The organism is Corynebacterium sp. HMSC05H05 (assembly GCF_001807265.1).
In the GTDB taxonomy this organism is placed as follows: Bacteria; Actinomycetota; Actinomycetes; order Mycobacteriales; family Mycobacteriaceae; genus Corynebacterium.
This window is the reverse complement of sequence record NZ_KV788391.1, coordinates 112,500-137,343: the sequence shown is the minus strand read 5'-3', so window position 1 is coordinate 137,343 and position 24,844 is coordinate 112,500. Positions and strand designations below refer to the sequence as shown.

Below are 24,844 nucleotides of genomic sequence, written 5' to 3'. Positions count from 1 at the left end.
GTGGATGTAGGCACATGATGCACACAGGGAAGAAAGTGATCGCGGCTGCTGTCGCGCTGGGCCTCACCGCCGGTGTCGCGCTGCCGGTTCAGGCGAACGCGGCCGTGGACCTGTCCAAGAGCCACCTGGTTGGTGTTACCACCGGTGTCGCCGAGGGCTTCCAGAACGTGGACGTGAACAAGGGGCGCGTGTCCTGGCTGATGTACAACAGCCTCACCTACGGCTTGATGCCCACCGCCTTCTACTTGGATGCGTACGCGGACGGGAAGAAGGTCGAGTTCGCTGGCGAGGCCACCAAGGTGGAGCCCGCTTCGAACGCGGACGGCGACGTAGTCACCCTCACCCACACCGACCCGAAGCTCGGCGTGCAGCTGGTGCGCACGTTTACCGTTACCTCCAAGGAAGTGGACGTGCGGGTGGAGCTGAAAAGCACCTCCGGCAACAAGGACCTGAAGCTGGTGCTCACGGACGCGCTGATCGGCCAGGACTACCCGATCAGCTCGTCGGCGGAAGGTACCAACGAGTACACCGTCGACGTGGGCAGCCGCTACCAGCTGCAGACCAAGTTCGAGGGCGCCGATTCCACCGGCAAGGGCAAGAGCCTGCAGTCCGCAGAGACCGACGCGGGGGACGGCGAGAACTACCTCGCGGGCGTGTGGGAAGCCAACGCCGAAACGCTGAGCGCCCGCATGACTATCGCCGGTGATGCGAACGAAGCGCTGCAGGATTCCGACGGCGACGGCCTCCCGGACGACTGGGAAATCAACGGCTACACCGACGCCGACGGAAACCAGTTCCCGCTGCACCGTTGGGGCGCGGACCCGAACAAGCCGGACCTGTTTTTGCAGTTGAACTGGATGAAGTCCGAGTGGGAGACCAATGGCTGCTCCGAGAAGCGCGACTATGCAGCTACGGAGCAGGACTTCGGCGAGTTCTTGGAGTGCGCCGACGCGAACGTGAACGTCTACCGCCCGTCGCGCAAGATTCTCAACGACCTGGTGGATCTGTTCGACCGCCGCGGCTACAACCTGCACATCGACGCAGGCGACTACTACAGCAACATCCCCGGCATCACGCCCCAGGGCGGCGACACGATCGACTTCGCGCCGATCTACTTCAAGGACGACAAGGGCCGCGCGGAGGTGCCTGGTGTGCGCCTGGTCAAGGACCGCAAGAACCTGCTCGGTGCGCGCCAGTCCGTCTTCCGCGTCGGCATCATCGGCGACCAGCAGGAGGCAGGCAACCTGTCCTCCGGCAACGGACTGATCTCCGACGGCGCGTTCTACGTGGCCAAGAACTACCTGATGACGTCCCAGGAGCAGATGCGCAACACCATCCTCCACGAATTCGGCCACAACCTGGGCCTGACCCACTCCGGCGCGTCCAACGTGGACAAGCCGAACAGTGACTACGTGCCCAAGTACAAGTCCGTGATGAACTACCTGTACCAGTTCAGCCACTTCGACTACTCGGACAAGAACTCCACAGCCAACGACAACATCAGCATCCCGCAGGCGTGCTTCGACGGCACCGCGAATTGCTTCACCGGCAACTACGACATTGCCCCGGACTGGCAAAACCTGGACATCGTCAACGGCGAGATTGCCAAGGCCACCGGTTCCGCCGGTGTGTCCGAGGACCCGTTGGAGTCCGGCCACAGCCACCCGCAGGTGGATGAACTCGTCCTCATGGCGGCGGAGGAGAACAACGGCAAGGCCGGCATCCGCGTGCTGGGCAAGCGCGAGGGCATCAAGAACGTGATCATCGCCAACCGCTCGGACTCCAAGGTGCACCTGGAGCTGTCCAACCTGGGCATCGACTTGCACAAGTTCACCCTCCAGGTGGACTACCCGGGCGGCAAGTTCCGCAAGACGTACCCGGTGGAAGGCGCACTGACCGACCACGACAAGCTCAACGTCGAGGTGCCTATCGCCAACACCGCGGGCTACAAGAACACCACCATGCCGGTGAAGTTCCGCGTGTACAACACGCAGGGCCACCTGGTCGCGGAGGAGACCAACGAGTTCTCGGTGCTCAACTACACCACCAAGCAGATGGACGATCTGGTCAAGGACTTGAAGAAGAACAACTCCAAGCTTCTCCAGGCTGCGCGCGACACCGTGGGCAAGAAGGACCCGGCGAAGCCCACTTTGGCCAAGCCGGCGCCGGTGCCCACCGCCGCGAATGAGCCGGTGCAGCCCGGCAACCGCCGCCCGGCGGTGACCGAGCTCAACGGCGCGACTCAGCCGAAGCCGGCGCCGAAGCCGGAGACGGCCCCGACGCAGAGCGAGCCGACCCCGAAGACCCAGGCCGGCGAAACCGGCAAGGGCGGCAAGGAGGCCGGCAGCAGCGCCGGCACCATCGTGGGCGTGATCATTGCGATCCTGGCGGTTGTCGGCCTCGGCGGCGCGGCAGCCATGATGGGCGGCTTCATCTAAGCACTCCCGCCCGAAACGGCCGCCGTAGTCCTGACAGATTACGGCGGCCGTTTGTGCTTACCTGGTCCGATGGGTCCGGTCTGACAGATTCCGCCGCGAAGTGTCGGCGGGCGCCCCGCCCAGCCGGACCCTAGAACCAGGTGGCGGGCCGGACCTTGTTGGCCAGGTCCACCAGCGCGTACCGGTGCTTCGGATACGGCGCCACCCGGGCCTGCTCCCGCAGCGTCTGGGCCAGGCCGCGGCGCAGCCCCCGGATGGTGAACGGGTACTCGAATAGCGCCACGTTTGTGGAGGCCTGGTGGGAGCGCAGGTACGTCAGTCCGGCCTCGATCACGGCCACCTTGATCTGCAAAAAGCGCGGCTCGGTGGAGGGGATCTGCTCCAGGCGACGGGCGGCAAGGCGGATCTGGTCTTCGGTGGCGCCCTCGGCAACCAGGCACAAAATGGCGGTCAGCTGCGCCATGCGGTAGTGCCGCGACGCGTTGGGCACCTTGTCCAGCGCCTTGATGGCCAGGCCCACTTCGCCCTCGCACACGAGCATGCGCGCCAGGCCGAACGCGGAGGAGACGGTGGTGGGGTTGGTCATCCACACCAGGGCGTAGAGGCGGGTGGCGTGGAAGCGCAGGCCTTCGGGTGAGGTCACGGTCAATGACCAGGTGCCGTCTGTGAATCCGGCGGAGGCCATGTGCTCGAACACGGAGTCCGGGATGTCGTGGAGGTGTTGGGTGAGGCCGGCGGCGGCGGGCGGGAGCTCGTCGTCAAGCAGTTCGCTCGATTGGTACCCGCCCTCCTGCAGGATGAGCTCGCTGACTGCGGCAAGCGCCAGCTTGGGTGCGGCCTCGCCGGGCAGCTGGTTGAGCACCTGCGAAAACGACAGTTTGGCGGAGGCGAAGTCGCCCAAAAGCGTCTCCACCACACCCGCGTACCAGGAGTAGCGCCAGTTGTCGCCGAAGCGTTCAGAGAGCGAGCGCAGCCAGGTTCGCGCCTGGGAGGTTAGGCCCAGGTCGATCATGGTGCGCACGACGCCGAAGGGGATTTCGATGGAGTGCTCGTACTGCGGGGTGGACATGGCCTGGCGCAGTGTTTCCAGCGTTTCGCGCGGCTCGGCATACGAGGAGCCTTGCAGCATCGCGGCGCCGACGTCTTCGCGGTTGATCAGCGGCGACGGCAGCGCGGCGACGACTTCTTGCGGGGTGATGTCCACGCTGCGGGCGATGCCGTCGATGAGCTGGTCGGTGCGGAAGACCAGGTGTTTGGTGCCGAACGTTGTGCGTTGCGGGGAGAACAGGGAGTGCTGCGCGGGGAAGGTGCGCCCGTCGCGCACGGCGATGATCTCGCGCAGGACGCCGAGCAGCTGCGCCTCCAGCTCGGTGAGGCTGGTGAAACGCTGTTCGGGGTCCTCGTTGCAGCAGCGCGCGAGCAGCCGGTACAGGGAGGTGTACTGGCGAAACAGCGGTTCGTCGATGGGGGAGGGTAGGCCCGGGTCGTACACCCCGTCGGTTTGCGGCAGGTCCACCACCAGCGAGGCGAGGGTGCGTCCCACGGTGTACACGTCGGAGGCGATCGACGGCCCCTCGGTGGCCACCTCCGGTGCCTGGAATCCCTTCGTGCCGTAGATGAAGCCGAAGGCGCCGATGCCGGAGACCGCGCCCATGTCGATGAGCTTGACCTGGTCTTCGGTGACGATGATGTTGTCGGGCTTCAGGTCGTTGTACACCACCCCGCGCGAGTGCAGGTAGTCCAGTGCGGGCAGCACTTCGAGGATGTAGGCGATGGCGATGTCTGGTTGGAGCACTTTGCTTGTCGACGCATTCCGCCACGCCCGCAAACTCGGCCCACCCACGTACTCCATCACAGTGAATCCGCCGGGCACGCGGGGGTCGTCGATGAAGTTGAAGATTTGCACGATGCCGGGGTGCGTCATCTCCGCCAGGAATTCGCGCTCGGCTGCGGCGGCCGCCGCCTCGTCGGGGTTGTCGGTGGAGTGCAGGCCTTTGAGCACCACCACGCGGCCGGCCACGTGGTGGTCTTGGGCCAGGTAGATCCAGCCCATGCCGCCGTGGGCGATGACGCCCATGATCTCGTATTGGCTGGCCACCACGTCGCCCGGATGCAGCACGGGCGGGGCGATGCCCTTCTTCACCACGGCCGGCTCCGGGTCGATCAGCGCTTCCTTCGGTTCGGTGGGCTCCACCCAGGGCAGCTCCACCATGCCGTCTGCGACGACGCGGGTGGCGCGCCGGGTGCCGCGGCGCTCGCGGAAGGTGTCCAGTGCCAGGCGGCGCGAGCGCTGGGAGGTGTCCTCCCGGTTGCCGCCCACGCGCAACTTGTCCAGGTCCTTGAGCAGGCCGGCCATCTCGCCCATGGCGGAGTAGTCCGTCTCGCCGTCGGAACCCCAGTCGTCGTCCCAGTCCTCGTCGTCGTCGGCGAAGGGGTCGTACGCGACGGCTTCGGTGCCCGGCTCCTCATCCTCCTCGTCGGCGAACGGGTCGAAGGCCACCGCCTCGGTGTGCTGCTCCAGCGGATCCAGCTCGTCTCGCTCGGTGCTCACTGTTCCTCCTTGCGGTACATCAGCGGCGGCGGGGACGACTCCGCGATGGAGCCCCCGAGCCAGGTGGAGTAGAGCTGCGACCACGTGCCGTCGTTACGCATCCGCTCCAGCGTCGAGTTGACCTGCCGCACCAGGTCCGCCTGGCCCTTCGGGATGCCCACGCCGTAGTACTGCGACGCGAGCGTGCCGGGCAGGATCGTCGCGTACGGGTCCTGGGCGGACAGGCCGGTCAGGATGGAATCATCCGCCACGATCGCGTCCGCCTGGAACTGTTGGGTGGCCATCAGGCAGTCCGACCAGGAGCGGGTGCGCAAAATATTCGAGTGCGGTGTGAAGGTGCGCGCGATCTGGGTCAGGTTGGTGCCGTCCACGATGCACACTGTTTTGCCGCTCAGCTGGTTGATGTCGTCCACACCACGGTCCCGCGGCACCAGCACGCGCACACGCGACGTCAGGTACGGAGTGGAAAAGTCGATGGCCTTCGCACGCTCCGGGGTGATGGACATGGTGCGGATGACCACGTCCACCTCCCCCTGGTTCAGCGCCTCGGCGCGCGCCGCCGAGTCCACGAACCGCAGGTCCAGCCGGTTCACCCCGGGGTTGTCCTCGCCGAAGATGTCGGCGGCGATCGCGCGGGCGAGGTCCACCTCCAGCCCGCGCAGCTCGCCGCTCGCGGTGTCGCGGAACGCCAACAGATACAGGGACTGGTCGATGCCCACCACCAGCCGGCCCCGGCGTTTGATGCGGTCCACGTTGGGGGTTTCCTCCGCAGTACTCCGCGGGTTCAGCGAGCCTTCCCAGTCCAGCTTCGACGGCACGTACGGCTCCGCAGGCACACCCTCCGCGTCCTCGAGCTGCGCGCCGGGCGGCAGGGGCAGCAGCTCGCGGGTGGTTGTGGTTTCCTGCTCCGGGGCGACGGTGGCGCGCACCGGCGACGGCTCGTCGGAGCACCCCGCCAACGACAACGCCAACGCCGTCACCCCCGAGCACACGGCCCACGTCCTTCTCACAAGTACTCACCCAGCCTTCTACGGATGCCCAGCCACGTGCACACCACGGCCAGCACGGACAGCAGCGCCACCACCGCGGAGACCTGCCGCGTCGCGTCCAACGAGGCGTCAATGTAGGCCTGCGTGCCCTCCCTTGAAGAGGCGATGAGCTTGGACAGCGTTGCGTCCAGCTCCCTGAACGGCGCCTCGCCCGCCCCGCCGCCGGAGGCCAGAAGCGCCGCCGCCTGCTCGTAGCTGCCCGAGTTCAGCGCGCCGACCAGCTCGTTGTGCTCGTAGGCCCAGGTGCGCAGGGCGTCGCGTGCGTCGTCGATAAGCTGCTGCTCCCCGCCGTACTCCTCGGCCGTTGCCAGCGCTGCGCTCACCGACGCATACGTGCCGTCAAATGCCCGCGACGAATGCACCACCGACTGGCGGCGCAAAAGCGCGAACGTCTCGTCCGTGCGCGTCTCCAGTGCATCAAAACGGGCGACGGTGAGTTCCTCCCACGGCTGCGCGGCCCGCTCGTACTCGACAGAACCGTTGCGCCAGGACTGGTAGTTCGACACCGCGGCCCAGCTCAACGCCACCACCACCGCGAGCGTGCCGGCGAGAAAACCCTTGTTCAGGCGGCGGCGGAACACCCGCCACAACCACCACTGGGTGAGCGCCAAGAACCCCAGCGCCGCCACCAGGCCGGACAGCGGCACCCACTGCGGCTCGGACAGACGCCGCATCTCCTTGGCCACATCATCGCGGGTCAGCGCGTTGATCTCCGAGGCCGCCACCAGCATGCGGGTGCGCATGATGCTGGACGCCTCGGACATGTACGCCACGCCCACCGGGTTGCCCATGCGCTGGTTCACGCGTGCGCGCTCGTTCAACCCTGCGTAGACGGGCAGGTCCCGCTGAATGTCGCTGACCAGCTCCTCGATGCGCGCGCTGGTGGCGGTGTCGGCTTCCACCGCGCCCTTGTAAATCTCGCCGGCGGAGCTGACCGCCGTGTCCAGCGCCGCCGAGTAGGCCTGTACGTCTTCGTGCGACAGCGGCCCGGGCTGGACAAACCCGCCCGCCGCGATGGTGTCCGCGCGCAGCAGGGAAGTGGACAGCAGGTGCGCGGCCGCGCTCATCGGCTCCGTGGCTTCGCGCACGGTGTCCAGCGCCTGGTTGCGGCTGGACATGGACTGGCTCATGGACAGCCCCGCCGCCAGCAGCATGGCGGTCAGCAGCACCATCACCACGATGATCTTGCCCGGGGTGGTTTGCGCGAACGCGTGGCCGCGCCGCCCCATTCTTAAGGGCCCGGCTAGCGGGCCGTGGAGGACCCCGTGCAGGCGCGGGTGCGCCGGGCGCGCTTCAAGCTCGTCGAGCCACGCGTCGTCGCTCGGCCTGCTTTGCGTCACCATTCCGCAATAATAACCGTTCGCACCTACAGTGGGGGCCATGCTTGGCGACGGAAACGGCTGGGTCACCACACCCGACGGCACAAAACTCTGGGGGCGCTTCGGCGCCGCCGGCCTGTTCCTTGTCGCCGGCCGGGGAACGGACGCGAAAGTGCTGCTGCAGCACCGCGCCGACTGGACCGCCCAGGGCGGCACCTGGGGCATCCCCGGCGGCGCCCGCGACAGCCACGAAACCCCGGCGCAGGCGGCGGTGCGCGAGTCCGTGGAGGAGTGCGCCATCGACCCGGGCCGCATCGACGTGGTCGAAGAGGTGGTGACCACGGACCTGCCGGAGTGGAGCTACACCACCGTCATCGCGCTGTGCGAGGCGCCGCTTGCCGTGACCGCCAACGAAGAGTCGGAGGAACTGCGCTGGGTTGCCCTGACGGACGTTTCGGGGTTTGAGCTGCACCCGGGCTTTGCGGCGTCGCTAAGCAATGTGCTCGCGAAAGCCATGGTGCATACTGAACCGCATGATTGAAGTGCAAGGCCTGACCAAACGGTACGGCGCCGTCCAAGCGGTTGACGACCTCACGTTCACCGTCAAACCCGGCGTCGTCACCGGCTTCCTCGGACCCAACGGCGCAGGGAAATCCACCACCATGCGCATGATCCTGGGCCTGGACCGCCCCACCTCCGGCACCGCGCTCATCGACGGCGTGCCCTACCGCTCGCTGCAGAATCCGTCGCGCAAAGTGGGCGCGCTTCTCGACGCCAAAGGTGTCCACCCCAACCGCTCCGCCCGCGCCAGCCTGCTCTGGCAAGCGCAAGCCGCCGGACTGCCCCGCACCCGCGTCGACGAGGTGCTCGAGCTGGTGGGCTTAAGCGACGTCGCCGGCAAACGCGTCGGCGGATTCTCCCTCGGCATGGGGCAACGCCTTGGCATCGCGGCGGCGCTGCTCGGCGACCCGGAATACCTGATCCTGGACGAGCCCGTCAACGGCCTCGACCCCGCCGGCATCCGCTGGGTGCGCGGACTGCTGCAGTCCCTGGCCGCCGAGGGGCGCACCGTTTTGGTGTCCTCCCACCTGCTCGCCGAAATGGCGCAGACCGCCGAGGACCTGATCATCATCGGCCGCGGCCGCCTCGTGGCCAACACGTCCATGGCGGAGTTCATCCGCGAAAACTCCGGCGTGACCACCATCGTGCGCACCCCCACCGAAGACGCCGCCGCCGCGCTGGCCGCGGCGCTGCAGCACGCGGATGTGGCCATGCCGTTCACGCGCGCGGTCGACGGCGACGGCCGCGCCGTGTTCGAGATCCCGGACCGCACCTCCGATGACGTCGGCCGCGTCGCCTTCGCCGCCGGGGTGCCGCTGTCCGAGCTTGCCGAGCGCCGCGCCTCCCTCGAAGAGGCCTACATGCAATCCACCGAGGGCCACGCCCAGTACGTCTCCGGAGGTACCAATGCTTAACCTGTTTCCCGCCGAGTGGACCAAACTGCGCTCCACCGCCTCCTTCTGGTGGACCTCCGCGCTGATCATCGTCTTCGGCGCCTTCTACGGAGCCCTGTTCGGGTTTGCTTCCAAACTCGGCGGCATGCCCTATGCGCCCCTGACCGTCGCCGCGACCATGGCCCTGACCGTCGCGATCGTCGTGATCGTACAGGCCTCCATGACCGTGACCACCGAGTACCGGTTCGGCATCCCACCGACAAACTTCAGGGTGGCGCCGAAGCGGTGGCAGGTGGCCGTCGCAAAGCTTGTGCTCGGGGCTGTTTTGGCCGCGCTTTTGACCTTCGTGGGGCTCGCCGTCGCGTTTATGGTCGGCGATCTCACCGCGCCCGTGCCCGCGAATTGGGTGAGCAACACCGCCTCCCGACGCGCCCTGTGGGCCATCCCCCTCGGCATGGCCCTGATCACCCTGTTCCAGCAGGGCGTGGGCTGGATCACGCGCAACACCTCGGGCGCAGTGGTCACCGGCATGGGCATGATGCTGCTGGTGGAATCCATCGTCGGCTTCATCCCGCGCTACGGCGCCGACGTGGCCAAGTTCCTGCCGTTTGGCAACCTCATGGCGTTCATGACCAACAGCCCCACCCAGGACTGGACGCTGCCCGTGTCGCTGTTGATCTTCGCGGTGTGGGCCGTCGCGGCGTGGATCATTGGCGTGGTGCTGCTGGAGACCCGCGACGCGTAGGGGGTTTGGGTCCGCCCCTCCTCCCGCCGCCCCTCCAGCCTTGCCGCCGCCCCGCCTCCCGCACCACAACGCGCAAACCGGCTACCTACAACCGGCTGCCTTGCCCTTTTCCGGCACACAGCCGGTACTAGGTAGCCGGTTCTTGTTTCGGGGAGGGGATCGACAGGCGCGTGCGGGTGCGCTTTGCTAGCCTTTACCTGTCAACGGGGGATGGCCAGAATCTGGGGGGACCATGGATCGCGCACGCCTAGCTGGGATGCTTATGTCTAAGCGAGCAGCCGAATCTCAAGAATGCCGACAGTTATCGGCAACGAAGTTCATCGCCATCGCTGACTGGAATGGCCTTGAATCTCACGAGCAGGAGTATCTCCGTTGCTATTCCGTTTCGGCGGCTGCGTACAAATCGGTGCTCGTAGGGAGATCCGCTGCCCGTATGCACGGCATGTGGGTTATCCCCAACAAGGATGAACTGGTTGAACTGGCGCAGTGCAACGGCAACCCTCCGCCGAAGAAGCAGTGGCCGACAGGGGTGGTGTACCGCCACATCAGCGTTCCCGAGATCGACACCGTGGTCCGTGATCCGATCGACCGTGCGGGCGCGGGAGCAACCCTTCGCCTGACGACGCCACCCCGCACCGTCGTAGACATCGCCAGGTTCCATGGTCTCGTGGACGCTACTGCGGCCATCGACGGGCAGTACCGCGAAATGGCACCGCTTCAGCAACAGATGTGGTGCGACGACATTATGGCGGTGGCGCAGCGCATGCGGGGCAAGCGGGGGATCGGCCGCGTGAAAGAGGCTGTCGCCTTGAGCTCATCACTGTCGGAGTCGCCGTTCGAGTCCGTTGTGAGGGTGCTGTTGGCGTTGCGCGGAATCAAGGTGAGAGAGCAGATGTGGATCGGGAGGTACTACCGGGTCGACCTGCTGTGGGGGACGCTGGTCATCGAGATCGACGGGTATCTCAAGTTCAAAGACAAGCCTTTCGAGGCAGTGATCAAACAGGAGAAACGCGAACGCTGGCTCAGGGAACAAGGGTATACGGTGATTCGTCTTTTCCCAGCCGAAATCATCAGGGACCCTGAAGATTGCATACGCCGCATTTTGGCCAGCAAGGCGGAGGCGGATGCCAACCCATCGGTGCGAATTTCCGCTACCTCTCGACGTCCACGCTAGGCCATAGTCGCTCCCGCGCCGCGGCATACTTCGCCCGCAACCGGCTCACTACAACCGGCTACCACGCCCTAAAACGCCTGATGGCCGGTTGTAGGTAGCCGGTTTAGCGGTGGGGGCGAGCAAGGAGTGGCGAGGCGTCGGGGACCGGCGCGGCGGGACAGAGGCACCACCGCGCACCACCGCGCACCGAAACCCCTACTGCAGCGCGGACGTCAGCTTCAACACGTTGTCCACGTAGCGCCGGTACCAGGGCCTGCGCGCCCACCGCTCAAGCGTCAGCTCGCGCGAGACGGCCTGGTAGTTCGCGCCCAGCTGTTCCAGCGCCTCAAGCAGCGCGCCGGAGGCGACGAACAGGGAGGATTCGTAGTTCAGCGAGAAGGAGCGGATGTCCATGTTGGAGGATCCGAGGACGCCGACGGAATCCTCCCGCCCCGGGTCCGCCAGCACGAACTTGGTGTGCAGCACGTACGGCGCGGGGAATTCCCAGATGCGTACCCCGGCTTCGAGCAGCGCCTCGTAGTACGCGGATTGTGCGTGGTGCACCATGAATTGGTCGGCCTTTTCGCCGACGAAGAGGTCGACGCGCACGCCGCGGTAACACGCGGAGGTGATGGCCTCCAGCAGCGATTCCTCGGGCACGAAGTACGGCGAGCACAGCGTGAGCTGCTCTTTTGCGTTGTGGACGATGGAGTTGAACATGCGCAGGTTCGGCTCGGTGAGGTAGCCGGGCCCGGAGGGGACAAGCTGGAGCACATCGCCTGTCGACGGCTCCGCCACCCCCTCATTCCTAGCTCCAGCCACAATGTCGAGTGTCTCGCCGGATTCGGTGTACCAGTCCACGGCGAACATGGACTCGACGGACTCGACGATCGGCCCCTCTAGCTCGACGAAGGCGTCGACCCACTGGCGGCCGGCGCGGACGTGGCCCGGCATGAGGTAGCCGCGGTCGATGAGGTTAAACGAGCCGACGAACGCCACCTCCGAGTCGATGACCACGACCTTGCGGTGGTTGCGCAGGTCGGGGCGGCGCCAGCGCCCGCGCAGGGGAGCCAGGGGCAGCATCATGTGCCAGTCCACGCCGATGTCGGTCAGCCGCCGCTTCAGTTTCCTAAAGCCGGGGTATTTGGCGGAGCCGATGTGGTCGAAAAGCAGACGCACGTGCACGCCCCGCGCCACGGCGCGCTCCAGCGCCCGGAACACCACGTCCGTGGTGTCGTCCCAGGCGACGGCATAGATTTCGATGGAGATGGAGGCGGATGCTTCGTCGATAAGCTTGGCAATGCGCAGCATGGTCTTGCGGTAGTCCGCCCACAGCGCGCGGACCTCGCCGCGGACGGCGGGGTAGCCGGTGAGTTCGCGGTTGAGGTGGATCAGCGAGGCGGTTTCGGGCGGCAGGTGCGCGCTCGTGTCGTCGGGGCCCGCCCACGCCCCGTCGAGCATGCGCCGCGCCTGGACTTGGATGCGGTGACGGCGCCGGGACACGAACGTGGAGCCGAACAGCAGGTACAGCGGCAGGCCCACCACCGGCAAAAGCAGGATCAGCAGCAGCCACGCGTTGGCCGAGGACGGCTTGCGCCCGCCGGGCACCACGCCGATCATCACGAACTTGATGGCGTAGTCCACGACCATGGCCGCGAACTGCCACCAGGACAAATCCAGGCTCATCGCACCTCGTCGTAGGTCAGGCCGCGGGTGTCGTAGTCCACGATCACGGGCGCGTGGTCGGACGCGCCCTTGCCTTTGCGCTCCTCCACGTCCACGAACGCGCGCTGGACCCGCTCGAACATGGGCTTGGTGGCCAGCTGGAAGTCGATGAGCATGCCCTCGTTCTTCTGAAAGCGCATGGCCTTGTAGTCCCAAAACGAGTACGGCTGCTCGTGCGTGACCTCGTACAGCCCGGCCTCCAGCAGCATCTGGAAGGCGGCGCGCTCCGGCTCGGTCACGTGCGTTTTGCCTTCGAACCAGGACACGTCCCACACGTCCGTATCGCGGGGTGCGACGTTGAAGTCGCCCATGTACAGCTGCAGCTCCCCGGGGTCGACCTGGTCGGCCAGGGACCAGAGGAACTGCAGTTTGTAGTCGTAGTGCGGGTCGCCGATGTCGCGGCCGTTGGGCACGTACAGGCTCCACACGTCCACCCCGCCGCACACCGCGCCCACGGCGCGCGCCTCCACGGACGGGTCGCCCTTTTTAGCAAACGCGGGTTGGCGGGTGAAGCTGTCGCGGACGTTGTCCAGTCCCACGCGCGAGGCGATGGCTACGCCGTTCCACTGGTTGACCCCCACGTGCGCGACCTCGTAGCCTGCGGCTTCGAAGGTGGCGTAGGGGAATTTGTCGTCGGCGGTTTTGGTTTCCTGCATCGCCAGCACGTCCACGTCCTCGCTTTCGAGGAAGGCGGCGATCCGCTCGGCGCGGGTGCGCACCGAGTTGACGTTCCATGTGGCGATTCGCATGCGGCCTAGCCTAGCGCCAGCCGCCTACGGTGGTGTTCCAGCGCCCCTTCGGGCACATTGCCTATCGACGCCACACCAAAGGACTCCCCCGCAACCCAGACAATTTGCTCGTCCTGGAGCTCCCACGCGCTATCGAGCACCTTCAACGCCGGTTTGCCGATCCGCTCGGGGATGAGCAGTCGCACCGGCAGTCCCCGCTGGTCGTAGAAGGACCGGATGGCGTCGAGAGGCAACGGCTCGAAGCCCGCCGAGGGGCCGAGCGGGACCGCGGAGCTGGCCTCATCGGTGTCGCCGACGCGCATGAGCCAGCCGCCGGCCCAGGCGGATTCGCGCACGTCGAGGCGGTCTGCGAGGCGTTTTTCCAGCCCGCGGATCTCCGAGTTGCGTACCGTGCGCGGGGAGAGCTTCTTGATGATGTGCAGGTCCGTGACCTCGATCGCCTCCTTGGAGGAAGGGAAGCCGCCGACCTCCTGCGGGCGGATTACCAGCGGCTCGAGGCTGAGCACGTGCCCGATGATGTCGCTGGCGTGCTCGCCGCGGCGCTGGCGCACCACGACGCGGTCGCCCACCGCCACCTCGTCGGAGCGGAAAATCCGGGACACGTTTACTTGCGGGCCCCGCGCGGGCGGATCGCGCCGGTGAGCACCAGGGCCGCGCCGATCATCAGCGAGAGCATGCCGATGGCGATCAGGGCGCGCATCGGGGTGCCGGTGTCGGCGAGGTCGTCGTCGCGCTCGTCGTCGTCCTCGGTCGTGGTGGTCGAGGAGGTCTTGGACGTGGTGGTCGAGGAGGAGGTGGTCGAGCTAGAGGTGGTCGAGCTAGAGGTCGCCGACGTGGTGCGGTTTTCCATCACCGAACGTGCAGAGCTGCTCGACGACGCGGTGGAGGCCCCGGTGGTCGTCTCTGCCGCCGTGGTGGTGGACGTGGCGGATTCGGTTGCCGTGCCCGTGGTGGTGGACGAGGTCTCCGTCGTCGTGGAGTCCGTCGTGGTCTCCGAAGAGGTGGTTTCGGTGGTGGTCTCGTCGTCGTTGTCGGTGTCCTGGAGGCGCTCTACGCGGTGGGTCACCTCGGGTCCGAACGCGGCGGAAGTGCTGGTCGCCGTGCTGGTCGCCGTGCTGGTTGGGGCGGTGGTCGACGTGGTCGGCTCCTCCACTACGGTCGGCTTGGTCGGCTTGGTCGGCTTGGTTGTAACCGGAACGGTCGGCTCGGCGTCCGCAACATCCTCATCGGCGGACTCCGCATCGCGTGTGCGTTCCGCGCCGGGGATGCCGTACACGATCGGGGCGTCGCCGGCCTCGGAGCGCTCGAACGCGTCAAACGCGGTGGTGCCGAGGAGCCCGCCGAGACCTTCGATGGGGGCGGGCACGACCACGGGTTCGTCGTCAGGCAGAAGCTCCGCGCGCAGCTGGCGCACGCCGGCGCGCTCGCGCTTGAGCGCCGCAGACGCCTCGTCGAAGGTGGCCTTTTCCTCCTCGGTCAGGCCGTCTTCTGCCGCTTCCTCGCGCAGCTCCGCAAGCTCGTCGGAGGCTGCGATGAGCTCCTTGCGCCACGCGATGAGCACGTCTCGGACCTCGTCGTCCGTCTCCGCGCTGTTGATTGCGGTGATGGAGGAGGTGTGGGTGACGGAGACGTCGTCAAGCAACTGCTCAACTGGCTCCACGGGCGTCGCGGGGGTGAGGGTGAGCGACGCGGCGGCGATAACGGCGGGGATACGCATGGCGAACATCTTAGCGTGTTAATCGTCGTGGCCGAACGGATCTTCGTCCGTGCCCGGAAGCCAAGTGTGGCCGGCTTCCTTCCAGCCGTTGTCGCGGATCACGCGCTTGGCCTCCTTCTTGTAGCGGCCGGTGAGCACGTCGGTGTACAAAAAGCCGTCCAGGTGGCCCGTCTCGTGCTGCAGGCAGCGGGCGAAAAAGCCGGTGCCCTCGACCTCGATCTCGTTGCCGTTCTCGTCCAGGCCGGTCACCTTCGCCCATTCCGCGCGGCCGGTGGGCCAGCCGTAGCCGGGCACGGACAGGCAGCCTTCGTCGTCCTCGCCGGTGTCGGCGGGCATGGTTTTGGGGATCTCGGAGGTCTCCAGCACCGGGTTGATCACGGTGCCGCGGCGCATCTGGTCGCCGTCCGGGCAGTGGTAGACGAAGATGCGCAGCGGCACGCCGATCTGGTTGGCGGCCAGGCCCACGCCGTGGGCTGCGTCCATGGTTTCGTGCATGTCGGCGATGAGCTCTTGCAGCTCCTCCACGGGCTGCGTGACTTCTTTGGTCGGTTCGTGCAGCACCGGATCGCCGTGGATAACGATGGGTCGGATGGTCATGCCAATATATTAGGCATGCTTACAGAGACCGACCTTTCCGTGCTCCGCTTCGCCGCGCGCGCCCCCAGGTCGATCGGCGCGCGCGAGGACGCGGTGCGCTCTGAGCTGGGCATGCAGCCCATCCGCTACTACCAGCATCTGAATCGCTTGCTGGACTCGCCCGATGCGCTCGCGGCCGAGCCCCAGCTGGTCCGGCGCTTGCAAAGGCTTCGCGACGGCCAAAGGTCCCCCAACCTCTAGTTCAGCTTTACGGTGTGTTGTGCCTGCTTTCCGGGGCGGTGTGGTTAGAGTTGCCGATGTGACTAACGACAACTTTGGCAACAACCGTCCCGACTCCGGCTCCGAGTTCGAGCCGGGTTCCGGCTCCACGCGCTACACAGGCAACACCGACTCGTTTGACGGCGCGTACGACTACGACGCCGAGCCGATCGAGGCCGAAATCGTCGACGATTACTCCGCCGCTGGCGCTGGTGTGGCTGGTGCCGGCACCGAGTACCGTGGCGCGCACCGCCGCGACGACGACTCCGAGTACATCGAGGACGTCGATTACGGCGCAGGTTACGCAGACGACACCCGCAACGCCGACGACGCCATCTATGAGGAGCCTTACGAGGGCGAACCGGAGGATCGTCGTAAGGCAGCTGCCGCAGGCGGCGCCGCGGAAGGCGGCCTGCCGAAGCGCGGCCTGGCGATGATCCTGATCGCCGTTGCGGCGCTGCTGGCGCTGTGGGGGATTTGGAAGATGACGCAGGACGACAAGGGCGGCGACGGCGAAGGCGCCGCGACGACCTCGTCCACCGTGGTGGGCACCTCCCCGGCCGCGCCTGCCGGCGACGGCGCTGGCCAGGGCGGCGCAACGCCGGGTGCTGGTCAAAGTGCTGATCAGGATGGCGCAGCAACTGGCGCTGAGGGCCAGCCGGGCCAGGAGGGCGACCGCGCAGATGACCCCAACGCCCAGGACCCGAACGCCCAGGACCCGAACGCGCATCGTCCGGAAGGCGCCGAGGGCCAGGGCGAGAACGGCCAGCCCGCACCTGCTCCGGCTCCGGCGGGCGCGGGCCTCGACAACGCTTCGGCCCAGGTCTACGTCTACAACAACTCCGGCACCCCAGAGCTGGCCAGCCGCACCGCCGACCAGCTGAAGGGCCAGTACAACGTGGCCAACAACTCCGCCGACGCCGCGGTGATGAACATGCCGGAGCAGGTCTACGGCGTCTTCCCGGAGACCTACGTCTTCTTCGACCCGGCCGTCCCGGGCGCCGAGCAGGTGGCAGCTGACATCGCCCGCCGCGTCGGTGGTGCCGCCCGCGCGAAGGGCGACCTGCCGGAGGGCGCGACGAGCATCCCGGAGCAGGCCGCGAACAACAGCTCCGCCGTGGCGGTGGTTCTGGCGGGCTAGTTCCCGCGTGCCCGGAGCGCTCCCTCCCAAAAACCGGCTACCTAGAACCGGCTACCAAGCGAAAATTAAGCTGGCAGCCGGTTCTAGGTAGCCGGTTTCGGCGCATTGGCGGGTTGGGGTGGCGTTGGCGGGGGCGTTGGTGGCGCGTAGCCCCAACGCCCAACCGCCTCGCGCATATAAACCCGCCTCCGGCACCTGCCCAGAGCGCGGCAGCGGATAGGCTCGTCCACTATGGATCCATTCCGCGACTTTGCCAGGTCTGACGGCCCCACCCTTGGCGTCGAGTGGGAGATTTGCCTCGTCGACCCGGTCACCCGCGACTTGGTGCCCCGCGCCGCCGAAGTCATCGACGAGGTGCAGGCCCGCTACCCGGACATCCACCTCGAGCCGGAGTTCCTGCAGAACACCATCGAGTTGGTCACTCCGATCTGCGCGAACACCAAAGAGGCGGTGCAGGCGCTCCAACGCGACCTCAACGCCGTCAAGGAGGTCGCCGACGAGATGGGCCTCAAACTCTGGGCGTCCGGCGGTCACCCGTTTTCGGATTTCCGCACGAATCCGCTGAGTCCGAAGCACACGTACGAGGAGATCGTTAACCGCACGCAGTACTGGGGCCAGCACATGCTGCTGTGGGGGATCCACTGCCACGTGGGCATCAGCCACGAGGACAAGGTGTGGCCGATTATTAACGCGGTGATGACGAAGTACCCGCACCTGCTGGCCATCAGCGCGTCGAGCCCGGGGTGGGACGGCATCGACACGTCCTACGCGTCGAACCGCACGATGCTGTACCAGCAGCTGCCCACCGCGGGGATGCCGTATCAGTTCCAGAGCTGGGACGAGTGGGTCGGTTTCATGCGCGACCAGCAGACGTCGGGCGTGATCAACCACACGGGCTCGATGCATTTCGACGTTCGCCCGGCCGCGAAGTGGGGCACCGTCGAGGTGCGCATTTCGGATGCGACGAGCAACCTGCGCGAGCTCGCGGCCGTCGTGGCGCTGACGCATTGCCTGGTCGTCCACTACGACCGCATGCTCGAGCGCGGCGAAAAGTTGCCGAGCTTGCAGCAGTGGCACGTCGCGGAGAACAAGTGGCGCGGCGCCCGATACGGCATGGACGCGCTGGTCATTACCTCGCGCGACACCGACGAGGATTGGATCAAGACCGAGTTGCAGTTGCTTATCGACGAGCTCACGCCCGTCGCCGCCGACCTGGGCTGCGTCGACGAGCTGAACTTGGTCCGCGAGATCATCGAGCGTGGCGCCGGCTACGAGCGCCAGCGCGCGATCTACCAGCGCACCGGCGATTGGAAGGACGTTGTGGACGCGACCTGCGCGGAGATGTGGGAGCTCAGCCTTTAGGGTTGATGCGCCGCGGGTGGTAGCTGGCGGGGCGGTCGTTGCGGGTGAGCTGCTCTTCGTCGCCGTACAGGCCTTCGCGTCGCGCGATACGGCCGAGACGCTGCGCGGTGACGGGGCTGGTCATCAGCGCGAACAGCACGAGTAGGACCATCATGCCGATGTCGCCGCGTTCGTGCACGCTGAAGTCTTCGGCGGTGACCACGCGGATGATGGTGCCGGTGATCATGAGCACCAGGCCGGTGGTCTGGGGTTTGGTGATCGCGTGCACGCGCGCCAGGGTGGAGTTGAACCGGGCGGTGCCCACGGCGGCGGAGAAGACCATGAACGCGCCGGGGAGGATGAACAGCAGTGAGATGATGTCGGCAATCATAGGGAACCGTCCCTCTTGCGGAAGCGTGCCACGGACAGGGTGGCGATGAAGCCGAGCAGGGCGATGACGATCATCACGTTGACCACCGTGGTGTCCAGCGTCCAGCAGATGTAGAGGGCCAGGGCGCACTGGAGGGAGGCGGTGATGCCGTCGTTGGCCAGCATGCGGTCCATGGAGTCGGGCCCGACGATGGCGCGCCAGGCAAAGATGAAAAACCCGGCCACCAGGAACACGGCGGCCACGGTGAGGCAGACGGTGTAGGCGGTGCTGTGCATGTCAGCGGCCTCCTTCGAAGATGGCGATCATTTGGCGCTCCAGTTTCTGCACGTTGGCGATTTCGCGTTCGATGGCGGCGTCGTTGTCGGCGTCGAGGACGTGGATGGTCCATTCGCGGTTGGCTAGGTCGAGATCGGTGACGGTGCCGCCTGGCTGCAGGTTGTAGGCGCAGGTGGCTAGGTACAGCACCAGTTCGTTGCTCAGGCGCATAGGCACCCGCAGCACGGCGTTTCGAGGCTGCGGCGCGCGGCGCAGGGACAACCACGCCACCTTCGCGGAGGCCACCAGCAGGTCGAAGAACCACTCCACCATGAAAGCGACGAGCTTCAGCCAGTCCACCCGGTTGCCGCTGCGGGGAACGGGTGGCAGGGGCAGCGCTAGCACGATGAGCAGTCCTAGGCCCAGCCCCGCGATGAGGTTGCCCCAGCTGAGCTGGCCCATCAGCAGGATCCACATGAAGGTCAGCCAGACGACGGTCAGCGGGCGGAAGCGGTGGGCGATACCGGTAAACATCAGCGGCTCACCTCATTCGGCTCCTTGTTGGACTCGGCGTCCGCGGGCTCGGGCACCATTTCGGTGGTCACGCCGGTGCTGGTGGGCCCGGCGGGGCGGGAGGAGTCCCGGTGCTCCAGGGAGTCCCGACCGCCGCCGGCGCCGGTCTGTTCGAGGAAGGCGTCAAGGTCGCGGGTCGGGGCCGAAGGGTCGTCGATAAGCACGGCGCTTCGGTAGATGGACAGGTCCTGGGCGGATTGGGCAGCGCGGTCCGTGATGTTGGAGATCGGGCCGGCCAAAAACGTGATGCCTGTCGACGCAAGCACCAAAAACGCGGTCGACAAAAACATGCCGGCGGGGACGCGGCCGACGTCGTCGCGGTCGCCCGAAGCGACCGTTTCTTCGCGCGCGGCAAGGTTTGCCGGGCGCGCCAGAACGACGTCGCCTTCGGGTGCGTCCGCGCGGTCGCGCAGGAAGCCCTTGGACCAGACGGTCATCATGGCGTACAGGGTCAACAGCGAGGTGACCACCGCGCCGCCGATGAGCACCCACGCCAGCCAGGAGCCGTCCTCCGCGCCGGCCTGGATGAGCATGACCTTGCCCAGGAAGCCGGAAAACGGCGGGATGCCGCCCAGGTTGAGTGCGGGGATGAGGTACAACAGCGCAATCACGGGCGCGGTGTAGAGCAGCGAGCCCAAACGGCGCAGCTGCGCGGAACCCGCCTGGCGTTCCACCAGGCCCACCACCAGGAACAAGGAGGTCTGCACCAGAATGTGGTGCACCGCGTAGAAGATGGCGCCGGACAGACCTGCGACGGAGCCGAGGGCGATGCCGAAGATCATGTAGCCGATGTGGCTGACCAGGGTAAAGGACATCAATCGCTTGATGTCGTTCTGGGCAATCGCGCCCATCACGCCCACAATCATGGTGAGCAGCGCGATGACCATCAGCGTGGAATCCAGGGCGCCGTCGGTGAATACCGTGGAGCGCACGCGGATGATGGCGTACACGCCCACTTTGGTCAGAAGGCCCGCGAACACGGCGGTGACGATGGAGGCGGCGGTGGGGTAGGAGTCCGGCAGCCAGGCGTCGAGCGGGAAGATCGCGGCCTTGATGCCAAAAGCCACGATGAAGGTGGCGAAGATGGCGGCGCGGGTGCCGGACGGCAGCTCCTCCATGCGGATACCGGCCTGCGCCATGTTCACGGTGCCCACCGAGGCGTACACCAGCGCGAGCGCGAACAAGAAAACCATCGAGGACGCCATAGAAACCATGACGTAGCCGATGCCGGCGCGCACGCGCTGCGGGGACGCACCCAGGGTGAGCAGCACGTAGGAGGCCACCAGGAACACTTCGAAGCCGACGTAGAGGTTGAACAGGTCGCCGGCGAGGAAGGACAGGTTCACGCCCATGCTCAACAGCATGTAGGTGGGCAGGAAGACGGCGACGGGGTCGTCGTCGTCGCCGTCGCGAAGCCCCTGCGAGATGCCGTACCACATCACCGCGAACAGCACGATGGATGAGACGAACAGCATGATCGAGCTCAGCCGGTCCGCCACCATGGTGATGCCCACCGGTGCTTCCCAGCCGCCCATCTGCACAGTCTGGATGCCGTGAGTGTCGGCGACGATGATCATCACCGCGGCGATCACTGTCAGCGCCGCCAGGGTGCCCAGGGCGATGAAGCGCTGCAGGTTCACGCCGCGGAACAGTGCGATGAGCCCGGCGGCGAACGCGGGCAGGATGATCGGCATCACCGTCAGGTACGGCATGGCGGGCAGCACCCAGTCGGCGAAGGCCATGAAGCTAGCTCGCATCGTGGCCTCCCTTGACTTCCTTCACCGGGTCCTCGAACGGCTTGGGGCCGAAGGCGTCGCCGGAGGGGCTGGCCTTGCCGGTTTGCGCGTCGTCGGATTTGTCGCGGTCCGGGGAGGCGGACTTCGGCCGCGCGGCGATTGCGCGATCCTCCTCGTCTCGCTCGACGATGTCGTCGGTGCGGTAGCGGTATTGGCGGTACGCCAGCGCGAGCATGAACCCGACCATGGCCATGGAGATCACGATGGCGGTCAGGATCATCGCCTGCGCCAGCGGGTCCGCGCTGTCGGCGGCCACTTTGGAGTCGCGCCCGATGATCGGTGGGCTTCCGGCGGGCCCGCCGGACTGCAGAAGCAGCAGGTTGGCGCCGTTGCCGATCAGGGTGACACCCATGATCATGCGGGTCATGGATTTGTCCAGCATCAGGTACACGCCGCACGCGATCAGCACGCCGGAGCCGATGAGAAGGAACAGGTTCGCTTCCATTTACTCGCCTCTCTTTCTGCGTTTGCTTATCGACGACCCGCTGGCCATCACCGCACTGCGCTCGTCGTAACGCGCCTTGCGGTCCCTGGCCATGAGCCTGCGCCGCCGTTCGTTCTTGGCCTGCAGCTCGCGCGCGCGGTCGCGGGCGCGCTGCTTTCTGGTGTCCTCTTCGCGGTCCAGGTAGGCGCCCATGGAGGCCAGCACGTGCATGATCAGCCCGACGACGATGACGTAGACGCCCGCGTCGAAGATCAGCGCCGACGGCACCGTGACATCGCCGATGAGCGGCACGTCGAACTCGGCGTACGAGGAGGTCAGCGGCGGCATCCCGAAGAACATCGGGGCGACCGCGGCCGCGGTGGTGAACATGATGCCGATGCCCAGCACCTTGCCCGGGTGCACCGGGAGCGTTTCTTCTGCCTCTCGACGTCCTCCGGCCAAGTACCGCAACGTCAGCGCAAGTGCCGCGACGAGGCCGCCGGCGAAGCCGCCGCCCGGGGCGTTGTGGCCGGAGAAGAAGAAATAGGCGGACAGCAGCATCATCGACGGGAAGAGCAGACGCGTGACCACGTCCACCAAGATGGAGCGGTTCTGCGCGGTCTCCGTCTCCACGCCGGATGCGAGCCAGCGCGGCTTGGTGGTGGACAGAGTGGGCCGGCGCGACTCGGGGTCGAAGCGGAAGGTGCCGAAGATCAGGCTGGCAATACCTGTGGCAGCGACAACCAGCACCAGCGTCTCGCCGTAGGTGTCAACAGCGCGCAGGTCCACCAGCAGCACGTTGACAGTGTTGCGGCCGTGCCCGATCTCGTAGGCCAACTCCGGCATGTACTTGGAGATCGGGTCCGCGATCCGCGCGGACATGGCCGTCATCGCCACCGTGACCACAGACACGCCGACGCCGATGGACAGCCAGGCACGCAGGCGGTTGTCCTCGTTGCGCTGCTCGGTGTCCGTGGGCATCTTTCGCAGCACGAGCATGAACACCACCATCACGATGGTTTCCACCAGTGCCTGCGTCAGCGCGAGGTCTGGCGCGCCGTGCAGGACGAAGATCAGCGCCATGAAGTAGCCGGTCAGACCCACCATGATCACTCCGGAGAGGCGGTTGCGCTGCACGGCGGCGAACAGTGCCAACCCTGCCATGACGGTGACGGCCAGGCCCTGCCAGACGTTGTCCCACACCTGCATGCGGATGTTGTTGGAGTCCCCCAGGATCAGCGCGGCCAGCGGCACCACGGCCAGGAAGGTGAAGATGACGGCCAGGTTGATGGTCAGCGAGCCGCGCTGCGTGGACGCGGTCAGCTTCAGCGACCAGCGGCGCAGCGTGTCCATGATGATGTCCCAGACCGCGTTGGCGTCGCCAAGCGCGGGACGCTCGAACTGCGCCTTGGCCACCACGGAGCGTTGCCAGAACATGATGGCGCCGGCGAAAATGATCACGCCGGACAGCGCCAGCGGCACCGTGAACCCGTGCCACAGCGCAAGCTCCGAGCCTTCAACATCCGGGAAGCGCACGTTGAGGTACTCGTTGATCGGCGACGACAACCCGGCCGGCACCACACCGAAGCCCACCGTGCAGGCGGTGAGCACAGCAGGGGAAAGCCACAGCTTCGGGCCGGGGGAGTGCATGTCGCGCACTGCCGGGGACAGGCCGTCTGCCCACGGCTGGCCCTTGGTGGCAAACGCGCCGTAAACGAAGTACAGCGAGTAGGCCATGGTGAGGATCGAGCCGGCCACCAACGCCACCAGGGTGATATTGCCCGGCATGCCGGTGAGCAGCTCCTCGTGCAGGATGGCATCCAGCGCAGTTTCCTTGGCCACGAATCCGAACAGCGGCGGGATACCCGCCATGGAGGCCGCGGAGATGATCGCCAGCGTGGCCAAAAGCGGCTGCTTTCGGCCCAGCCCGGACAGCTCGTGGATGTCGCGGGTGCCGGTGGTGTGGTCGATCGCGCCGACGATCATGAACAGCGTGGCCTTGAACAGCGAGTGCGCGAACGTGATGGCCAACCCGGCCATGGTGGCCTCGCGCGAGCCCACGCCAATGACGGTGGTGATAAAGCCCAGCTGGCTGACTGTGCCGTACGCCAAGATCAGCTTCAGGTCCCGCTGCTTCAGCGCCATCCAGCCGCCTAGCAGCATGGTGAACCCGCCGGTGGACAGCACCACCAGGTGCCAGGTGTTCACCGCTGACAGGTCCGGCGCCAGACGCGCCACCAGGTAGATACCGGCCTTCACCATCGCCGCGGAGTGCAGGTAGGCGGACACCGGGGTGGGCGCGGCCATCGCGCCGGGCAGCCAGAAGTGCCAGGGCGACTGGGCGGACTTGGTCAGCGCGCCCAGCATGATCAGCACGATGGCGGTGGAGATCGCCGGGGTGTTTTCGATGTCGGTGATTTGGGGGATGTCCGACAGCTTCCAGATCTGCGCCTTGAAGCCGAGCAGGTTGATGCCCACCAGCATGGCCAGCCCGCCGAGGGTGGTCACCATCAGCGCCTGCATGGCGGCCCGTCGAGAAGATGCGCGCTCGCCGTAGTAGGAGACAAGCATGTACGACAGCACCGACGTCAACTCCCAGAACACGTACATGAGCAGGAAGTTGTCGGCGATGACCAGGCCGTACATGACCGTGGCGAAGAACGTCAGCTCGAAGCCGAACTTGGCCAGGCGCCGCGGGTTGGAGTCGAAGTAGCCCCAGCAATACAACAGCACCAACGCGCCGACGCCCAGGATGATCAGGCTGAACAGGCCAGCGAGGGCGTCCAGGCGGAACTCGAGGTTGAGGTTCGTCGACGGCATCCACGTGAATACCGCTTTGACCTCGCCGCCGTCGCGGAACATACCGGTAGCGAATAGGCGCGCCACCCAGATGAACCCGCCCAACGGTACGAGCGCAAGAAGCCCGAACGCGGCGCGGCCCACCGTGCGGATGAGCACAGGGGCGGCCAGCGTGGCGGCGGTGAGCGCGATGAGCAATATCAGCACGAGGTGCGCAGCCCTCCTCTGGTCGTGTGCGTGCAGGGCACACCGCGCCTTAAGCGGGGGAGCTCATTGAGTTCACACAGAAAATACTCACTCCAGCCGTAACTGGGTATCTACGCGTCAACACCGGTGGCGCGGCCGTTGGCAATTAACTGTAGCGATTTT

The 24,844-nt window shown here is 66.5% G+C and carries 22 protein-coding genes; 8 read left to right on the top strand and 14 right to left on the bottom strand.

All coding sequences use genetic code 11. From position 1 onward, the window contains the following. Window positions 1-14: 14 nt before the first annotated feature. Window positions 15-2,438: a hypothetical protein gene (locus tag HMPREF3151_RS06560; protein ID WP_070474770.1), complete on the top strand. Its 2,424-nt coding sequence runs from the start codon at window positions 15-17 to the stop codon at window positions 2,436-2,438. Between the two features lie 130 nt (window positions 2,439-2,568). On the opposite strand, the gene HMPREF3151_RS06555 is transcribed toward HMPREF3151_RS06560, so the two are convergent. The 3 genes from HMPREF3151_RS06555 to HMPREF3151_RS06545 are packed head-to-tail and all read right to left on the bottom strand — an operon-like array spanning window position 2,569 to window position 7,381. Continuing rightward, window positions 2,569-4,989 (bottom strand): serine/threonine protein kinase, encoded by a 2,421-nt coding sequence (locus tag HMPREF3151_RS06555; RefSeq protein WP_070474769.1) that lies wholly within the window; start codon window positions 4,987-4,989, stop codon window positions 2,569-2,571. Further along, window positions 4,986-5,999 carry a glutamate ABC transporter substrate-binding protein gene (locus HMPREF3151_RS06550; protein WP_070474768.1) on the bottom strand — a complete coding sequence of 338 codons (1,014 nt, stop codon included), beginning with the start codon at window positions 5,997-5,999 and terminating at the stop codon, window positions 4,986-4,988. The genes HMPREF3151_RS06555 and HMPREF3151_RS06550 overlap by 4 nt, the downstream gene beginning before the upstream one ends. Beyond that, window positions 5,996-7,381: a hypothetical protein gene (locus HMPREF3151_RS06545; protein WP_070474767.1), complete on the bottom strand. Its 1,386-nt coding sequence runs from the start codon at window positions 7,379-7,381 to the stop codon at window positions 5,996-5,998. Before HMPREF3151_RS06545 ends, HMPREF3151_RS06550 begins: the two co-directional genes overlap by 4 nt. A 37-nt stretch (window positions 7,382-7,418) precedes the next feature. Between HMPREF3151_RS06545 and HMPREF3151_RS06540 the strand changes: the two genes are divergently transcribed. From HMPREF3151_RS06540 to HMPREF3151_RS06525, 4 genes are all read left to right on the top strand, one after another. Further along, the gene (locus tag HMPREF3151_RS06540; protein WP_070474766.1) at window positions 7,419-7,898 is read left to right on the top strand and encodes an NUDIX hydrolase; all 480 of its coding nucleotides are present in this window, start codon (window positions 7,419-7,421) and stop codon (window positions 7,896-7,898) included. Then, window positions 7,891-8,832, top strand: a complete 942-nt coding sequence (locus HMPREF3151_RS06535; RefSeq protein WP_070474765.1) for an ABC transporter ATP-binding protein — start codon at window positions 7,891-7,893, stop codon at window positions 8,830-8,832. The genes HMPREF3151_RS06540 and HMPREF3151_RS06535 overlap by 8 nt, the downstream gene beginning before the upstream one ends. Next, window positions 8,825-9,556 (top strand): hypothetical protein, encoded by a 732-nt coding sequence (locus HMPREF3151_RS06530; protein WP_070474764.1) that lies wholly within the window; start codon window positions 8,825-8,827, stop codon window positions 9,554-9,556. Before HMPREF3151_RS06535 ends, HMPREF3151_RS06530 begins: the two co-directional genes overlap by 8 nt. Window positions 9,557-9,818: 262 nt before the next feature. After that, window positions 9,819-10,730, top strand: coding sequence for an endonuclease domain-containing protein (locus tag HMPREF3151_RS06525; RefSeq protein ID WP_168160608.1), 912 nt, complete (start codon window positions 9,819-9,821; stop codon window positions 10,728-10,730). Window positions 10,731-10,925: 195 nt separating this feature from the next. Here HMPREF3151_RS06525 and HMPREF3151_RS06520 read toward each other — a convergent pair whose 3' ends face one another. The 5 genes from HMPREF3151_RS06520 to HMPREF3151_RS06500 are packed head-to-tail and all read right to left on the bottom strand — an operon-like array spanning window position 10,926 to window position 15,497. Beyond that, window positions 10,926-12,395 (bottom strand): phospholipase D-like domain-containing protein, encoded by a 1,470-nt coding sequence (locus HMPREF3151_RS06520; RefSeq protein ID WP_070474762.1) that lies wholly within the window; start codon window positions 12,393-12,395, stop codon window positions 10,926-10,928. Then, window positions 12,392-13,183 (bottom strand): exodeoxyribonuclease III, encoded by a 792-nt coding sequence (locus HMPREF3151_RS06515; RefSeq protein ID WP_070474761.1) that lies wholly within the window; start codon window positions 13,181-13,183, stop codon window positions 12,392-12,394. Before HMPREF3151_RS06515 ends, HMPREF3151_RS06520 begins: the two co-directional genes overlap by 4 nt. 5 nt (window positions 13,184-13,188) lie before the next feature. Further along, window positions 13,189-13,785: a GNAT family N-acetyltransferase, cg3035/Rv0428c family gene (locus tag HMPREF3151_RS06510; RefSeq protein WP_070474760.1), complete on the bottom strand. Its 597-nt coding sequence runs from the start codon at window positions 13,783-13,785 to the stop codon at window positions 13,189-13,191. Window positions 13,786-13,787: 2 nt separating this feature from the next. Further along, window positions 13,788-14,900, bottom strand: coding sequence for a hypothetical protein (locus tag HMPREF3151_RS06505; RefSeq protein ID WP_141741348.1), 1,113 nt, complete (start codon window positions 14,898-14,900; stop codon window positions 13,788-13,790). A gap of 18 nt (window positions 14,901-14,918) precedes the next feature. Continuing rightward, window positions 14,919-15,497, bottom strand: a complete 579-nt coding sequence (locus HMPREF3151_RS06500; protein ID WP_070474758.1) for a peptide deformylase — start codon at window positions 15,495-15,497, stop codon at window positions 14,919-14,921. 15 nt (window positions 15,498-15,512) lie between these two features. Between HMPREF3151_RS06500 and HMPREF3151_RS06495 the strand changes: the two genes are divergently transcribed. The 3 genes from HMPREF3151_RS06495 (at window position 15,513) to HMPREF3151_RS06485 (ending at window position 18,258) form a co-directional block, all read left to right on the top strand. Further along, a complete protein-coding gene (locus HMPREF3151_RS06495; RefSeq protein ID WP_070474757.1) occupies window positions 15,513-15,737 on the top strand; it encodes a DUF3263 domain-containing protein in 225 nt (74 codons plus the stop codon). Between the two features lie 58 nt (window positions 15,738-15,795). Beyond that, window positions 15,796-16,896: a LytR C-terminal domain-containing protein gene (locus HMPREF3151_RS06490; RefSeq protein WP_070474756.1), complete on the top strand. Its 1,101-nt coding sequence runs from the start codon at window positions 15,796-15,798 to the stop codon at window positions 16,894-16,896. Window positions 16,897-17,127: 231 nt separating this feature from the next. After that, window positions 17,128-18,258: a glutamate--cysteine ligase gene (locus HMPREF3151_RS06485; protein WP_070474755.1), complete on the top strand. Its 1,131-nt coding sequence runs from the start codon at window positions 17,128-17,130 to the stop codon at window positions 18,256-18,258. On the opposite strand, the gene HMPREF3151_RS06480 is transcribed toward HMPREF3151_RS06485, so the two are convergent. The 6 genes from HMPREF3151_RS06480 to HMPREF3151_RS06455 are packed head-to-tail and all read right to left on the bottom strand — an operon-like array spanning window position 18,248 to window position 24,682. Continuing rightward, window positions 18,248-18,628, bottom strand: a complete 381-nt coding sequence (locus tag HMPREF3151_RS06480) for a monovalent cation/H(+) antiporter subunit G (protein WP_070474754.1) — start codon at window positions 18,626-18,628, stop codon at window positions 18,248-18,250. The two genes, HMPREF3151_RS06485 and HMPREF3151_RS06480, sit on opposite strands and share 11 nt — an antisense overlap. Then, window positions 18,625-18,903, bottom strand: a complete 279-nt coding sequence (locus tag HMPREF3151_RS06475; RefSeq protein ID WP_070474753.1) for a monovalent cation/H+ antiporter complex subunit F — start codon at window positions 18,901-18,903, stop codon at window positions 18,625-18,627. Before HMPREF3151_RS06475 ends, HMPREF3151_RS06480 begins: the two co-directional genes overlap by 4 nt. A 1-nt stretch (window position 18,904) precedes the next feature. Next, the gene (locus HMPREF3151_RS06470) at window positions 18,905-19,417 is read right to left on the bottom strand and encodes a Na+/H+ antiporter subunit E (protein WP_070474752.1); all 513 of its coding nucleotides are present in this window, start codon (window positions 19,415-19,417) and stop codon (window positions 18,905-18,907) included. Continuing rightward, the gene (locus tag HMPREF3151_RS06465; protein WP_070474751.1) at window positions 19,417-21,213 is read right to left on the bottom strand and encodes a Na+/H+ antiporter subunit D; all 1,797 of its coding nucleotides are present in this window, start codon (window positions 21,211-21,213) and stop codon (window positions 19,417-19,419) included. The genes HMPREF3151_RS06470 and HMPREF3151_RS06465 overlap by 1 nt, the downstream gene beginning before the upstream one ends. After that, the gene (locus tag HMPREF3151_RS06460) at window positions 21,203-21,697 is read right to left on the bottom strand and encodes a Na(+)/H(+) antiporter subunit C (RefSeq protein WP_070474750.1); all 495 of its coding nucleotides are present in this window, start codon (window positions 21,695-21,697) and stop codon (window positions 21,203-21,205) included. The genes HMPREF3151_RS06465 and HMPREF3151_RS06460 overlap by 11 nt, the downstream gene beginning before the upstream one ends. Beyond that, window positions 21,698-24,682, bottom strand: a complete 2,985-nt coding sequence (locus tag HMPREF3151_RS06455; RefSeq protein WP_070474749.1) for a Na+/H+ antiporter subunit A — start codon at window positions 24,680-24,682, stop codon at window positions 21,698-21,700. It abuts the gene before it with no gap. Between the last annotated feature and the right edge of the window lie 162 nt (window positions 24,683-24,844).

Excerpts from the sequence above, each read along its gene's own strand:
- HMPREF3151_RS06560 (WP_070474770.1), top strand. The coding sequence starts at position 15 with ATGATGCACACAGGGAAGAAAGTGATCGCGGCTGCTGTCGCGCTGGGC.
- HMPREF3151_RS06545 (WP_070474767.1), bottom strand. The coding sequence starts at position 7,381 with ATGGTGACGCAAAGCAGGCCGAGCGACGACGCGTGGCTCGACGAGCTT.
- HMPREF3151_RS06540 (WP_070474766.1), top strand. The coding sequence starts at position 7,419 with ATGCTTGGCGACGGAAACGGCTGGGTCACCACACCCGACGGCACAAAA.
- HMPREF3151_RS06535 (WP_070474765.1), top strand. The coding sequence starts at position 7,891 with ATGATTGAAGTGCAAGGCCTGACCAAACGGTACGGCGCCGTCCAAGCG.
- HMPREF3151_RS06530 (WP_070474764.1), top strand. The coding sequence starts at position 8,825 with ATGCTTAACCTGTTTCCCGCCGAGTGGACCAAACTGCGCTCCACCGCC.
- HMPREF3151_RS06525 (WP_168160608.1), top strand. The coding sequence starts at position 9,819 with ATGTCTAAGCGAGCAGCCGAATCTCAAGAATGCCGACAGTTATCGGCA.
- HMPREF3151_RS06520 (WP_070474762.1), bottom strand. The coding sequence starts at position 12,395 with ATGAGCCTGGATTTGTCCTGGTGGCAGTTCGCGGCCATGGTCGTGGAC.
- HMPREF3151_RS06515 (WP_070474761.1), bottom strand. The coding sequence starts at position 13,183 with ATGCGAATCGCCACATGGAACGTCAACTCGGTGCGCACCCGCGCCGAG.
- HMPREF3151_RS06505 (WP_141741348.1), bottom strand. The coding sequence starts at position 14,900 with ATGCGTATCCCCGCCGTTATCGCCGCCGCGTCGCTCACCCTCACCCCC.
- HMPREF3151_RS06500 (WP_070474758.1), bottom strand. The coding sequence starts at position 15,497 with ATGACCATCCGACCCATCGTTATCCACGGCGATCCGGTGCTGCACGAA.
- HMPREF3151_RS06495 (WP_070474757.1), top strand. The coding sequence starts at position 15,513 with ATGCTTACAGAGACCGACCTTTCCGTGCTCCGCTTCGCCGCGCGCGCC.
- HMPREF3151_RS06485 (WP_070474755.1), top strand. The coding sequence starts at position 17,128 with ATGGATCCATTCCGCGACTTTGCCAGGTCTGACGGCCCCACCCTTGGC.
- HMPREF3151_RS06480 (WP_070474754.1), bottom strand. The coding sequence starts at position 18,628 with ATGATTGCCGACATCATCTCACTGCTGTTCATCCTCCCCGGCGCGTTC.
- HMPREF3151_RS06475 (WP_070474753.1), bottom strand. The coding sequence starts at position 18,903 with ATGCACAGCACCGCCTACACCGTCTGCCTCACCGTGGCCGCCGTGTTC.
- HMPREF3151_RS06470 (WP_070474752.1), bottom strand. The coding sequence starts at position 19,417 with ATGTTTACCGGTATCGCCCACCGCTTCCGCCCGCTGACCGTCGTCTGG.
- HMPREF3151_RS06465 (WP_070474751.1), bottom strand. The coding sequence starts at position 21,213 with ATGCGAGCTAGCTTCATGGCCTTCGCCGACTGGGTGCTGCCCGCCATG.
- HMPREF3151_RS06460 (WP_070474750.1), bottom strand. The coding sequence starts at position 21,697 with ATGGAAGCGAACCTGTTCCTTCTCATCGGCTCCGGCGTGCTGATCGCG.